This is a genomic window from Burkholderia sp. A2 (genome assembly GCF_001729305.1).
Lineage (GTDB): Bacteria > Pseudomonadota > Gammaproteobacteria > Burkholderiales > Burkholderiaceae > Burkholderia > Burkholderia sola.
The window spans coordinates 23,117-35,844 of the sequence record NZ_LZXX01000127.1; the positions used below are offsets into that span (position 1 = coordinate 23,117).

Annotated in this window: 15 protein-coding genes; 6 read left to right on the forward strand and 9 right to left on the reverse strand. The window is 66.3% G+C overall.

Features of this window, described 5'->3' with window-relative positions; translation table 11 throughout:
• Positions 1–3 precede the first annotated feature (3 nt).
• Positions 4–624, reverse strand: coding sequence for an oligoribonuclease (gene orn, locus A9Z05_RS28630; protein WP_050011510.1), 621 nt, complete (start codon positions 622–624; stop codon positions 4–6).
• A 125-nt stretch (positions 625–749) separates the two neighbouring features.
• On the opposite strand from orn, the gene A9Z05_RS28635 reads away from it, so the two are divergent.
• The 3 genes from A9Z05_RS28635 (at position 750) to A9Z05_RS28645 (ending at position 3,329) form a co-directional block, all read left to right on the forward strand.
• The gene (locus tag A9Z05_RS28635) at positions 750–2,009 is read left to right on the forward strand and encodes a M48 family metallopeptidase (protein ID WP_069621220.1); all 1,260 of its coding nucleotides are present in this window, start codon (positions 750–752) and stop codon (positions 2,007–2,009) included.
• A complete protein-coding gene (rsgA, locus tag A9Z05_RS28640) occupies positions 2,006–2,947 on the forward strand; it encodes a ribosome small subunit-dependent GTPase A (RefSeq protein WP_069621054.1) in 942 nt (313 codons plus the stop codon). Before A9Z05_RS28635 ends, rsgA begins: the two co-directional genes overlap by 4 nt.
• 64 nt (positions 2,948–3,011) lie before the next feature.
• Positions 3,012–3,329, forward strand: coding sequence for a hypothetical protein (locus tag A9Z05_RS28645; protein WP_069621055.1), 318 nt, complete (start codon positions 3,012–3,014; stop codon positions 3,327–3,329).
• Positions 3,330–3,410: 81 nt separating this feature from the next.
• Here the strand turns inward: A9Z05_RS28645 and A9Z05_RS28650 are convergent, their stop codons facing one another.
• The 6 genes from A9Z05_RS28650 to rpsP all read right to left on the reverse strand — a co-directional run bounded on the left by A9Z05_RS28650 (position 3,411) and on the right by rpsP (position 7,540).
• The gene (locus A9Z05_RS28650) at positions 3,411–4,349 is read right to left on the reverse strand and encodes a CobD/CbiB family protein (RefSeq protein ID WP_069621056.1); all 939 of its coding nucleotides are present in this window, start codon (positions 4,347–4,349) and stop codon (positions 3,411–3,413) included.
• A 120-nt stretch (positions 4,350–4,469) separates the two neighbouring features.
• Positions 4,470–5,156 carry a CoA pyrophosphatase gene (locus A9Z05_RS28655; protein WP_069621057.1) on the reverse strand — a complete coding sequence of 229 codons (687 nt, stop codon included), beginning with the start codon at positions 5,154–5,156 and terminating at the stop codon, positions 4,470–4,472.
• Between the two features lie 87 nt (positions 5,157–5,243).
• Entirely contained in the window at positions 5,244–5,636 is a 393-nt protein-coding gene (rplS, locus tag A9Z05_RS28660; RefSeq protein WP_006486838.1) for a 50S ribosomal protein L19, read from the reverse strand.
• A gap of 133 nt (positions 5,637–5,769) precedes the next feature.
• Positions 5,770–6,564 (reverse strand): tRNA (guanosine(37)-N1)-methyltransferase TrmD, encoded by a 795-nt coding sequence (trmD, locus tag A9Z05_RS28665; RefSeq protein WP_069621058.1) that lies wholly within the window; start codon positions 6,562–6,564, stop codon positions 5,770–5,772.
• A gap of 1 nt (position 6,565) precedes the next feature.
• Entirely contained in the window at positions 6,566–7,243 is a 678-nt protein-coding gene (rimM, locus tag A9Z05_RS28670) for a ribosome maturation factor RimM (protein ID WP_069621059.1), read from the reverse strand.
• Positions 7,244–7,285: 42 nt separating this feature from the next.
• On the reverse strand, positions 7,286–7,540 hold the full coding sequence (rpsP, locus tag A9Z05_RS28675; protein WP_006476550.1) for a 30S ribosomal protein S16: 255 nt from the start codon (positions 7,538–7,540) through the stop codon (positions 7,286–7,288).
• A 152-nt stretch (positions 7,541–7,692) separates the two neighbouring features.
• Here rpsP and A9Z05_RS28680 point away from each other — a divergent pair, with 152 nt between their 5' ends.
• Both A9Z05_RS28680 and A9Z05_RS28685 read left to right on the forward strand, forming a co-directional pair.
• Complete coding sequence (locus A9Z05_RS28680; protein WP_069621060.1) at positions 7,693–8,832, forward strand: sorbosone dehydrogenase family protein; 1,140 nt, start codon at positions 7,693–7,695, stop codon at positions 8,830–8,832.
• A 111-nt stretch (positions 8,833–8,943) separates the two neighbouring features.
• The gene (locus A9Z05_RS28685) at positions 8,944–9,411 is read left to right on the forward strand and encodes an NINE protein (RefSeq protein ID WP_069621061.1); all 468 of its coding nucleotides are present in this window, start codon (positions 8,944–8,946) and stop codon (positions 9,409–9,411) included.
• A 51-nt stretch (positions 9,412–9,462) separates the two neighbouring features.
• Here the strand turns inward: A9Z05_RS28685 and A9Z05_RS28690 are convergent, their stop codons facing one another.
• Both A9Z05_RS28690 and A9Z05_RS28695 read right to left on the reverse strand, forming a co-directional pair.
• The gene (locus tag A9Z05_RS28690; protein WP_069621062.1) at positions 9,463–10,641 is read right to left on the reverse strand and encodes a PA0069 family radical SAM protein; all 1,179 of its coding nucleotides are present in this window, start codon (positions 10,639–10,641) and stop codon (positions 9,463–9,465) included.
• Between the two features lie 90 nt (positions 10,642–10,731).
• Positions 10,732–11,220 (reverse strand): Lrp/AsnC ligand binding domain-containing protein, encoded by a 489-nt coding sequence (locus tag A9Z05_RS28695; RefSeq protein ID WP_050011526.1) that lies wholly within the window; start codon positions 11,218–11,220, stop codon positions 10,732–10,734.
• Between the two features lie 145 nt (positions 11,221–11,365).
• On the opposite strand from A9Z05_RS28695, the gene A9Z05_RS28700 reads away from it, so the two are divergent.
• Complete coding sequence (locus A9Z05_RS28700; protein ID WP_069621063.1) at positions 11,366–12,652, forward strand: D-amino acid dehydrogenase; 1,287 nt, start codon at positions 11,366–11,368, stop codon at positions 12,650–12,652.
• The last annotated feature ends 76 nt before the right edge of the window (positions 12,653–12,728 follow it).

The following is a 12,728-nucleotide window of genomic DNA, read 5'->3' on the forward strand; positions in this document are numbered from 1 at the left end:
CGCTCAGGCGGCCGGCACGGAATCGCCTGCCGGCGCCGACGCGGCCGGAATCAGGAAATGCTCGCGGTAGTACTTCAGCTCGTCGATCGACTCGTGGATGTCGGCGAGCGCGGTGTGCATCGCCCGCTTCTGGAAACCCTTGTAGATGGCCGGCTGCCAGCGGCGGCACAGCTCCTTGAGCGTGCTGACGTCGAGGTTGCGGTAGTGAAAGAACCGCTCGAATTCCGGCATCCAGCGCGCCATGAAGCGGCGATCCTGGCAAATCGAGTTGCCGCACATCGGCGACTTGCCCGGCGACACGTACTGCGCGAGGAACGCTTGCAGTTGCGCGGCGGCCTCCGCCTCGGTCACGGTCGATGCGCGCACGCGGTCGATCAGCCCCGAGCGGCCGTGCGTCGACTTGTTCCAGTCGTCCATCTTCGCGAGCGTCTCGTCGCTCTGGTGAATCGCGAACACCGGGCCCTCGACGGCGACGTCGAGCGTGGAATTGGTCACGACGACCGCGATCTCGATGATGCGGTCGTTATCCGGGTCGAGGCCCGTCATCTCCATGTCGAGCCAGACGAGGTTCAACTCGTTGCGCACGAGCGCGGGCTGGCTGGCGGAAGCGGCGGTATCGGTCATGATTCATCCTGGAAAATAGCGAACCGGGCGCGCCGATGCGGCGCCGCCCGGGCAGCCGGCATCGCATCAGCGAGGCCGGTCCGCAAGAACATATAATTCTCGCATAGAACCCTTTGGCGCCTTCGATGTCACCCTTTTCGTTCACCCTGCTGTTCGCGATCGCCGTACTCGCGATGGTCGTCACCAAGCTGTGGCTCGCGTCGCGGCAGATCCGCTTCGTCGCCGCGCACCGCAACGGCGTGCCCGCGCAGTTCAGCGCCACCATCCCGCTGACCGCCCACCAGCGCGCGGCCGATTACACCGTCGAGCGCACCCGGCTGACCATGCTCGAGATCGTCGTCAGCGCGGCCGTGCTGGTCGGCCTCACGCTGCTCGGCGGCGTCGGCGCGCTCGACACGCTGCTGACCGGCTGGCTCGGCCGCGGCTACGGGCAGCAGGTCGCGCTCGTCGCCGCGGTGCTCGCGATCACCGGCGTGATCGACGTGCCGTTCGAGTATTACCGCCAGTTCGGGATCGAGCAGCGCTTCGGCTTCAACCGGATGACGAAGCGGCTGTTCTTCACCGACATGCTGAAAAACACGTTGCTCGGCGCCGTGCTCGGCCTGCCGCTGCTGTTCGTCGTGCTGTGGCTGATGAACCAGGCCGGCAACCTGTGGTGGCTGTGGACCTGGATCGTCTGGGTCGCGTTCCAGATGCTCGTGCTGCTGATCTACCCGACGTTCATCGCGCCGCTGTTCAACAAGTTCGAGCCGCTGAAGGACGACGCGCTGCGCGCGCGCATCGAGTCGCTGATGAAGCGCTGCGGCTTCGCGGCCAAGGGGCTGTTCGTGATGGACGGCAGCCGCCGCTCCGCGCACGGCAACGCGTACTTCACGGGCTTCGGCGCATCGAAGCGGATCGTGTTCTTCGACACGCTGCTCGCGCGCCTGTCCGGTCAGGAGATCGAAGCCGTGCTCGCGCACGAGCTCGGCCACTTCAAGCGCCGCCACGTGATGAAGCGGATGCTCGTGTCGTTCGTGCTGAGCCTCGTGCTGCTCGCGCTGCTCGGCTGGCTCGCGCAACGCACGTGGTTCTACACGGGGCTCGGCGTCACGCCGTCGCTCGACACCAGCAACGCGGGCGCCGCGCTCGTCCTGTTCTTCCTCGCGATTCCGGTGTTCCTGTTCTTCGCGACGCCGTTCAGCAGCCTCACGTCGCGCAAGCATGAATTCGAGGCCGACGCGTTCGCGGCCAGCCAGACCGACGCGCAGGATCTCGTCAGCGCGCTCGTGAAGCTCTATGAGGACAACGCGTCGACGCTGACGCCCGACCCCGTCTACACGGCCTTCTACTACTCGCATCCGCCCGCGTCGCAGCGGATCGACCGCCTGCTGCAGCACGCATGAGCCGGCCGACCTCCCGCCAGCCGGCCGCGCGCGCATCGGGCGCGCAGCGGGCCGAAGGCCGCGTGATCGCGGCGCACGGCCGCCACTACATCGTCGCGCCCGACGACGGCGGCCCGATGCTGCAATGCTTCCCGCGCGGCAAGAAGAGCGACATCGCGGTCGGCGACCGCGTCGCGTACGAGCTCGCATCGGCCGACCAGGGCGTGATCGTGGAGATCGGCGAACGGCGCAACCTGCTGTACCGCTCGGACCAGTTCAAGTCGAAGCTGTTCGCGGCGAACCTCGACCAGTTGCTGATCGTGCTCGCGACCGAGCCCTATTTCAGCGAGGATCTGCTCGGCCGCGCGCTGATCGCCGCCGAGGCGAACGAGCTGAAGCCGCTCGTCGTGCTCAACAAGATCGACGTCGAGGCCGCGCTGCCGGTCGCGCGCGAGCGTCTCGCGCCGTACCGCGCGCTCGGCTACGACGTGCTCGAACTGTCGGTGAAAGGCGCGCCGGACGACGCGCGCGCGCAGTTGATGCCGCACCTCGCCGGACATTCGACGATCCTGCTCGGCCAGTCCGGGATGGGCAAGTCGACGCTCGTAAACCTGCTCGTGCCCGACGCCGAGGCCGCGACCCGCGAGATTTCGGCCGCGCTCAACAGCGGCCGTCACACGACCACGTTCACGCGGCTGTACCCGCTGGAAGGCGGCGGTGCGCTGATCGATTCGCCGGGCTTCCAGGAATTCGGTCTCTACCATCTGACCGAAGGCCGCCTCGAGCGCGCGTTTCCGGAATTCCGGCCGCTGCTCGCGGACTGCCGTTTCTATAATTGCCATCATCTGCACGAGCCCGGCTGCGCGATCCTCGAAGCCGTCGCCGACGGCCGCATCGCGCCGTCCCGGCACGCGCTGTATGCGCAGCTCGTGCACGAGGCGAGCCAGATCGTCCGCTGACCGCGCGACGTGTGCGACGGCCGGCCGGCGCCGCGCGAGCCAGCCTTCATCGACAGGAGCCGCGATGCGTTTCAAGGCACCCGACCTCGCGACCGCCCAGCATTGGGCCAACGTGCTCAAGGTGGCCGGCATCGGTTGCGAGCTGCACAACTGCTACGCGACCGGCGCGCTCGGCGGCCTGCCCGCCGACGCGTGCACGCCCGAACTGTGGCTCGACGACGAACGCGACGACGCGCTCGCCCGCCGGCTGCTCGATGCCGCGTCGCACGGCCCTTCGGCCGGCGCGGCGCCCTGGCGCTGCCGGCAGTGCGGCGAGGCGCTGGAAGCGCAATTCACCGCCTGCTGGCAATGCGGCGCCGTGCGCGATCCGCTCGACGACTGAACGCACTGCCCCGACGCACAGCGAAAAGGCCGGCATCGAGCCGGCCTTTTCATTTCGGCGAGCGCCGGGCTGGCGCGTCGCTCACGATACCCAGACGGCCAGCGTCAGCATCAACAGCAGGATCATCCACAGGATCACCGCGCGCCATACGAGGCCGACCGCCGACTGCAGCGTGCGCGGCGTGCAATCGTCACCGACCGTCAACGGACCACTGTCGCCGACCGCCAGCGCATCGAGGCTCGACGGCTCCGCGAGCGGCCCCGCGAGACGCGCGCCGAGCGCGCCGCTGCCCGCGGCCAGCAGGACGCCGTCGTTCGGGTCGGGCCACTGGCGTGTATGGTTGCGCCACGCGTAGATCGCATCCTCGAAATTGCCGACGATCGCGAAGCCGAGCGCCGTCAGTCGGGACGGAATCCAGTCGATCACGAAAAACGCGCGCTGCGCGAACGTCGAGAACGCGACCGTGCGGTCGTCGCCCGGCGTCGACCAGCTGCGCGCGAGGTATTCGGAAATCCGGTACAGCACGGCGCCGGCCGGGCCGATCGGCAGCACGTACCAGAAGAACACGCCGAAGACGTGGCGATGCGACGCGACGACCGCGTGAATCAGCGTATGGCGGACGATTTCGCCGACCGGCATGTCGACCGTGTCGATGCCCGTCCACTCGTGCAGGATTTCGCGCGCACGCGGCACGTCGTCGTTGTTGAGCGCGAGATGGATATCGGTGAAGTAGTGGCTGAACTGGCGGAAGCCGAGCGTGAAATACACGACGGCGACGTTCCACAGGAACGCGAGCACGAAGCTCACCTTGTACAGCAGGAAATAGATCAGCGCGACGATCAGCACCCACGGCAGCACGACCGCGAGCCATGCGAGGAGCCCATGCTTCTGCTTGCCGGCGTCGAGGCCATGCGCGACGGTTTCCGCATGAAACTGGAACAGTGCGAACACCGGATTGCTCGGCGACAACGCGCGGACCTGTTCGATGATGAGAGCGAGGAGAACCGAAAAGAAAGTCATGCGTGGCGCCGTCTTCGGAGTTATGTCATTTTTTGCATAACGATAGCACAGCGCCAGCCGCGCATGGCTGCCGGCGCGGTCGCCGGGCAGCCGGTCGCGCACGCCGGCCGGCGCGCCCGCCTAGCCGGCGGCCAAGAAGCGATACAGATTGCGAAACATGGCGGCAGTTGCGCCCCAAATGAAGTAATGCCCGTCCGGTTCGTCGTTCGGGTAAGGCATGGCAAAAAAACGACGCTCGCCGCCTTCCCACCGGAACACGCGGATCTGATGGTTCGCGGGATTCATCACGAACGCGAGCGGCACTTCGAAAATCTCGGCGACTTCGAACGTGTCGGCCTGCACGGTGAACGGCGGATGCACGAGGCCGACCACCGGCGTCACGCAGAAACCCGTGCCGGTCAGGTAGTCGGGCAGCGCGCCGAGAATCTCGACGCGTTCGGCGGCCAGCCCGATCTCTTCCTTCGCCTCGCGCAACGCGGTGGCGGTCGCGTCGCGGTCGAACGGCTCGCGACGGCCGCCGGGAAAGCTGATCTGTCCGGCATGGTCGTTCAGGTGATCGGCGCGCTGCGTCAGCAGGACGGTAAGGCCCGACTCACGGACGACGAGCGGCATGAGGACGGCCGCGCTACGTGGATCGACGCCTTCCTGCAACCTCGCTTCGCCGGGCTCGACGCTCCATTCGAGCGTGCGCGCGAAGCGTTCGCGCAGGCCGGACGGCGTCATCAGCCTGGAATCGATGACAGGCAGGCCGGCGCCGGTGCCTTCGACCGGCAATACTTCGGGATCGATGATGGGGCGGCGATTCAATGGGGCTCTCGGGTTCGTGTCGTATCGAGCATATTGTCGCGCCAGAATGAAAAAAGCACCCGGTTGGGTGCTTTTTCCTTACAGCTCTTACTCTTGGGAAGCTGCTGCGGCGCGATCCTTCGACACCAGCTTTTCCTTGATACGAGCCGACTTGCCCGAACGCTCGCGCAGGTAGTACAGCTTCGCACGACGCACATCGCCGCGACGCTTCACGACGATGCTTGCCAGCAGCGGCGAGTACGTCTGGAACGTACGCTCGACGCCTTCGCCCGACGAGATCTTGCGGACGATGAAGTTCGAGTTCAGACCACGATTGCGAATCGCGATCACGACGCCTTCGTAAGCCTGAACGCGCTTGCGGTTACCTTCAACCACGTTCACGTTCACGATCACCGTGTCGCCCGGGGCGAAATCGGGGATCGTCTTGCCGGCGAGCGCGCGCTCGATTTCTTCCTGCTCAAGTTTTGCGATCAGATTCATTACTGACTCCTTATGCCATCGTGTCGGCGTTCACACCCGCCTGCTTCCAGGCTTGGCCCCGATAGAGGATGGATTCACATCAGGCACCGCACACGCATGTACGGCACCGCCAATTCCCGCTCGCGCAGCCGCCTCAGGAGGCGTCCTTCGCTTCGCGTGCGAGGTTCGCGAGCCACGCCTCGTCGGCCCGGCTCAGCAACTTCTCGCGGCGCGCCCGGACGATCAGGTCCGGCCGCTTCCGCAACGTATTCCTCAATGCTTCCTGACGCCGCCACTTCTCGATCTCGGCATGATGCCCGCCGAGCAGCACGTCCGGCACGCGCACACCGCCGTATTCCTCGGGACGCGTGTAGTGCGGACAATCGAGCAGGCCGTCCGCGAAGCTGTCCTGCACGGCCGACAGCGAATCGTTCAGCACGCCGGGCAGCAACCGCACGACCGCGTCCATCATCGCCATCGCCGGCAATTCGCCGCCCGACAGCACGAAATCGCCGAGGCTGATTTCCTCGTCGACGCAACGGTCGAGCAGGCGCTGGTCGATCGCTTCGTAGCGACCACACAGCACGACGACGCCGGGTTCCTGCGCCATCCGCACCGCCCGATCGTGCGTGAGCGGCGCGCCTTGCGGCGACATCATCACGACGCGCGTGCTCGCGATGCCCTGCTCCGCCTGCGCCGCTTTCGCGGCGTCGATCGCGGCTTCGAGCGGCCTGGCCAGCATCACCATGCCCGGACCGCCGCCGTACGGACGGTCGTCGACCGTACGGTAGTTGTCCGTCGTGAAATCACGCGGGTTCCAGGTGCGCAACCCGAAGCGCCCCTGCTTCACGGCCCGGCTGGTGATTCCCCAGTCGGTCAGTGCACGGAACATCTCGGGGAAGAGCGTGATGACGTCGAACTGCACCGCGCTCTCGGTAACCTGGTTCATTTCAGTAATCGGCTTCCCAGTCGACGACGATGCGACGCGCCGCCTGATCCACCGTTTTGACGTAGACGCCGACGAACGGAATCAACCGCTCGTCGGTGGTCGGCTGACCGTCTTTGCCGGTTGCCGGATACTCGACACGCATGATCGAATGCACGCCGTTGTCGATCATCCCGCTCACCTTCCCGAGCGCCACCGATTGCTCGTTGACGACCTCGAGACCGATCAGGTCGACCCAATAGAATTCGTCCGCGGCCAATGCCGGGAAATCTTCCCGGCGCACGAACACGCGAAAGCCACGCATGGACAGCGCAGCATCGCGGTCGCTGACGCCCGCGGGTTGCGCAACGACAGTGTCGCTGTGCGTCTTCGACTGCATGATGCGGACGGAAAGCCGCTCCGCACCGCGTTCCAGCCACCAGCGACGCGCGTTGAGCAGCGCGTCGCCGCCGCGACCGGCATCGGCATGCGTCGCCACCTTGACCCAGCCCTTCAGGCCGTAGGCGTCGACCACCGCCCCGACCTCGACGGCATCGTCGGGCCACGCTTGCGTCGCTTCGGGACCGCCTTGTTCGGCAGCCTGACCGGCGTTCGCGACCGCGTCGCGCTCGACCGGCTTGCGGACGAATGCGCCGAATGACGCACGCCCGCGCCTTGCATTACCGGAATCGTGACCCGCCATCAATGCACCTCACAGCCGGCACGACCGGCACACCGTGCCATGTCAGGCAGCCGGTTGCGCCTTTTGCGCTTCCTTCACGAGACGCTGGACGGTCGGCGACAGTTGCGCGCCAACGCCTTGCCAGTACGTCAGGCGATCCTGAGCGATACGCAGCGATTCGCCCTTCGTGGCGACCGGGTTGTAGAAGCCGACGCGCTCGATGAAGCGGCCGTCACGACGGTTGCGCGAATCGGTAGCAACGATGTTGTAGAACGGGCGCTTCTTCGAGCCGCCACGAGCCAGACGGATGATAACCATATGATGTCCTTCGGGAAAACCGGGTTCGAAACTACTGAAACACGCGATTATAGCTGGAAACCAGAGGTACAACAAACACTTACGCGTAAAAATCCGCAGGCGACCCGTCCGCCCGGCATACAATCGTCGTGTCCACGATGCTCCCGACCGTCATGCCGCCCCTTCGCGCCGCCTCGATGCGCCGCGTGCAGCGCCTGTTCGCGGTGCTGCTTGCCGGCCTTGCCTGCCTTGCGTCCGCTCCGGCGTTTGCCGCGCCGCTGCCGGTAAACGAACTCGTCGTGCCGCCCGGCTTCCATGTGGACGTGCTGACCGACGCCGTACCGGCCGCACGGGAAATGGCGTGGTCGCCGCGCGGCATCCTGTATGTCGGCGCGCGGGACGGCCGCGTCCATGCGCTGGCGATGCACGAGGGTCGGATCAGCGCACGCTACGTCATCGCGTCCGGGCTCGACATGCCCGTCGGCGTGGCCTACCGCAACGGCGCCCTTTATATATCCGCCGTCTCGCGCATCCTGCGCCTCGACCATATCGACGACCGGCTCCCGAAACCGCCCGCGCCCGTCATCGTGACCGACGCACTGCCGACCGACCACCATCACGGCTGGAAATTCATCGCGTTCGGCCCCGACGGCAAGCTGTACGTGCCGATCGGCGCGCCGTGCAACGTCTGCCTCGCCGATCGCAGCCGCTACGCGATCATCGCGCGGATGAACGCCGACGGCAGCGGGCGTGAGGTGTTCGCTCGCGGCATACGCAATACGGTCGGCTTTGCATGGCACCCGGATTCGGGCGAGCTCTGGTTCACCGACAACGGGCGCGACCTGATGGGCGACGACGTACCGGACGACAAGCTGAACCGCGCGCCGCGCGCCGGCCTCGACTTCGGCTTTCCATACTGCCACGGCGGCGATACACCCGACCCCGAATTCGGCAGCGCCGACGCGTGCCGCCGTTACGTGCCGCCGATCCTGAAACTCGGCGCGCATGTCGCGGCGCTCGGAATGCGCTTCTATACCGGACCGATGTTTCCGGCGTCGTATCGCAATAACGTCTTCATTGCCGAACACGGCTCGTGGAACCGCAGCACGAAGGTCGGCTACCGCGTGATGCGCGTGGTCGTCTCGGCGGACGGCAGCCACGCTCAGCAAACGCCGTTCGTCACCGGCTGGCTGCGGCCCGACGGCACGGCGTGGGGACGCCCGGCCGATGTACTGCCGCTGCCGGACGGTTCACTGCTCGTCAGCGACGATTACGCAGGCGCGATCTACCGCGTGACTTATGCGGCACCTTGACGCAGGCGAGGGGTGACCGCTCCCGACCGGGCATCGTAGAATGCGTGCCGGGCCGCGCGCCCGCGCCGGCCTGCCGGCCCCGCCCATGCCAACGACGATACGCCGCCATCCATGTCCAGCAGCACCGCATCGCCCCGCCGCTTCCGCTCCAAGACGCTCACCGCCGCCCTCGCGTTCCTGCTCGGATCGCTCGGTGCGCATCGCTTCTATCTGTACGGCTTTCGCGACGTGTACGGCTGGGCCCACCTGCTCGCGACGATCGTCGGCATCCCGGGCTTCCTCCTGCTCGCAGCCACCCAGCGCAGCGCCGGCCTCGGCTGGTGGCTCGCGGTACCCGGCGCGATCTCGCTGCTGGCGGCATTCCTCGCCGCACTCGTCTACGGGCTGCGCCCCGATGAAAAATGGGATGCGCAATTCAACGCGGACACCGGCAAGCACAGCCGGTCGGGCTGGGCCGTGATCTTCGTCGTGATCTTCTCGCTGCTGATCGGCGCGTTCCTGTTGATGACGGCCCTCGCGCTGTCGTTCCAGACGTACTTCGAATCTCAGGTCGAAGCAGCCAAGCAGATTTCGCAGTAAGCACGACCCATACGGTCGATACGGCCCACCGACGGCGGGCCGCTCGCCGGGTCAGAACAGGTTCAACTGCACGTCGTCGCGCGACTTCGCGCCGGCTGCACGAACCGCGACGCGCGGCGCCGGCACCCCGGCGGCAGGCGCACCGCGGAACCGCGACAGATCGAGGATGCCGTTCGTACGCTCGTTCAACCCGAGCCGCTTGACAGCCTGACGGAAACGCTGCCGCAACAGGTCGGCCCAGATCCCCTCGCCTTTCATCCGTTTCGAGAAATCCGAGTCGTAATCCTTGCCGCCGCGCATGTCGCGCACGCGATTCATCACGCGCTCCGCACGATCGGGAAAATGCGCGGCAAGCCACTGCTTGAACAGCGGCGCGACCTCCCACGGCAACCGCAGGATGATGTAGCTCGCATGCGTCGCACCAGCTTCCGCGCAGGCTTCCAGCACGCGCTCCATGTCGGGTTCGGTCACGAACGGAATCACCGGGGCGATGCTCACGCCGACCGGCACGCCCGCATCGCGCAACGCGCGGATCGTGCGCAACCGCCGCGCCGGCGTGGCCGCGCGCGGCTCGAGCGTGCGCGCGAGTTCGGCATCGAGCGTCGTGATCGTGACCGCCGCCATCACCTGCCCGCGTTCGGCCATCGGCGCGAGCAGGTCGAGATCCCGCTCGATCAGCGACGATTTCGTGATCGCCGCGAACGGCAGCCCGCGGTCGTGCATCACCTGGATCACGCTGCGCGTGATGCGCAGGTCGCGCTCGACCGGCTGGTACGCATCGGTGTTGACGCCGAGCGCGATCGGCTCCGGCACGTAGCGCTTGCGCGAAATCTCGCGCTCGAGCAGTTCGGCGGCGTTCACCTTCGCGTAGATGCGGCTTTCGAAATCGAGCCCCGGCGACAGCCCGAGGTAGCTGTGCGTCGGCCGCGCGAAGCAGTAGATACAACCGTGCTCGCAGCCGCGATACGGATTGAGCGACACGCTGAACGGTATATCGGGCGACTGGTTGTGCGTCAGGATGCTCTTCGCCCGCTCCTCGAAGACCTGCGTGCGCAGCGGCGCGGGGAAATCGGCATCGTCGGACTCGTGCGTCCAGCCGTCGTCCACCGCTTCGCGCTGCGCGATTTCATACCGCCCCTGCAGGTTGTCGACCGCACCGCGCCCCTTGCGGGGCACGGGCGGCGCTATCGGAAATTCGTTGTCGGACCGATCGTCCATGTGCCCACCCATTCGCCTGCGCCCAATACTGTACATTTATACAGTATTGGGCGCAGCATGCCAAGCACGGGATAAAGGGCCGAACGACGGGCCGCCGGCGCGTCACTCGCCGACGGCGATCGTCAGCGTTTCCTTGATTTCTTCCATCACGACATAGCTCTTCGACTGCACGGCGCCGGGCAACTGCAGCAGGATGTCGCCGAGCAGTTTCCGGTAGTCCGCCATCTCGCCGATCCGCGCCTTGATCAGGTAGTCGAAATCGCCGGAGACGAGGTGGCATTCGAGCACCTCGTCGATCTTCATCACTTCCCGCCGGAATTGCTCGAACATGTTGCCGCCCTTGTGGCCGAGCGTGATCTCGACGAACACCAGCAGCGCGGCATCCAGCTGATGCGGGTCGACCCGCGCGTGATAGCCGGTGATCACGCCATCGCGCTCCATGCGCCGCACGCGCTCGATGCACGGCGTGACGGTCAGTCCGACCTGTTCCGCGAGGTCTTTCATCGCCATCCGGCCGTCGTCCTGGAGCAGCTTCAGGATGCGCCGGTCGAGCTTGTCGAGCGTACGTACGGGCTGACGTTGCGTTCTCATTTGTTTATGCTGAAAACCAGAAAAATACAATAACAAAAACTGCACATTCGACAATACCATAGCGCAAAAAACTAGATCAGCTAGAGGTTACACGGAGCCGCAGGTGCGCCCGGCCTCGACCTGGTTCCTTCCATCTGGAGCAGCTATGCGAGTCGTCATTCTGGGCAGCGGTGTGGTGGGCGTGGCAAGCGCGTATTACCTCGCGCGCGCCGGCCATGAAGTCACGGTGATCGACCGGGAAGCCGGCCCGGCGCTGGAGACGAGCTTCGCGAATGCAGGCCAGATCTCGCCCGGCTATGCGGCGCCGTGGGCCGCGCCCGGCGTGCCGCTGAAGGCCGTCAAGTGGATGTTCGAAAAGCATGCGCCGCTCGCGATCCGCCTCGACGGCACGCGCTTCCAGCTCCAGTGGATGGTCCAGATGCTGCGCAACTGCACGGCCGAGCGCTATGCGGTCAACAAGGGCCGGATGGTCCGTCTCGCCGAATACAGCCGCGACTGCCTGCAGGCGCTGCGCGCCGACACCGGCATCGAATACGAAGGTCGCACGGGTGGTACGCTGCAACTGTTCCGCACCCAGCAGCAACTCGACGGCGCGGCGAAGGACATCGCCGTGCTGCAGGAAGCGAACGTGCCGTTCGAACTGCTGTCGCCGGCCGAACTGAAAAATGCCGAGCCGGCGCTCGCCGCCGTCTCGCACAAGCTGACGGGCGGCCTGCGGCTGCCGGGCGACGAAACGGGCGATTGCCAGCTGTTCACGACGCGCCTTGCCGCGCTCGCCGAATCGCTCGGCGTCAAGTTCCGCTACAACACGCCGATCGATGCGCTCGCAATCGCGGGCGGCAAGATCGCCGGCGTGCAGTGCGGCAGCGAGACCGTGCGTGCCGACGCGTACGTCGTCGCGCTCGGCTCGTACTCGACCCGCTTCATCTCCAACCTGATGAAGATTCCCGTGTATCCGCTCAAGGGCTATTCGATCACCGCGCCGATCGTCAACGAGGCCGCCGCGCCCGTGTCGACCGTGCTCGACGAGACCTACAAGATAGCGATCACGCGCTTCGACCAGCGCATTCGCGTCGGCGGCATGGCGGAAATCGTCGGCTTCGACAAGACGCTGCGCGCAGCGCGCCGCGAAACGCTCGAGATGTGCGTGAACGACCTGTTCCCGGGCGGCGGCGACACGTCGAAGGCCACGTTCTGGACGGGCCTGCGCCCGATGACGCCGGACGGCACGCCGATCGTCGGCCGCACGCCGGTGTCGAACCTGTTCCTGAACACCGGCCACGGTACGCTCGGCTGGACGATGTCCTGCGGCTCGGGCCAACTGCTCGCGGACCTGATCTCGGGCAAGATGCCCGCGATCCAGGCCGACGACCTGTCGGTGCATCGTTACCTGAAGGACGTGCCCGGCCAGACGCGTCCGGCCTACGCTTAAACCGGAACGGCCCGCGGCGATGCGGGCCCGTTGCATCGACGACACAACGAAAAAAGGGGCGCTCTTCGCGCCCCTC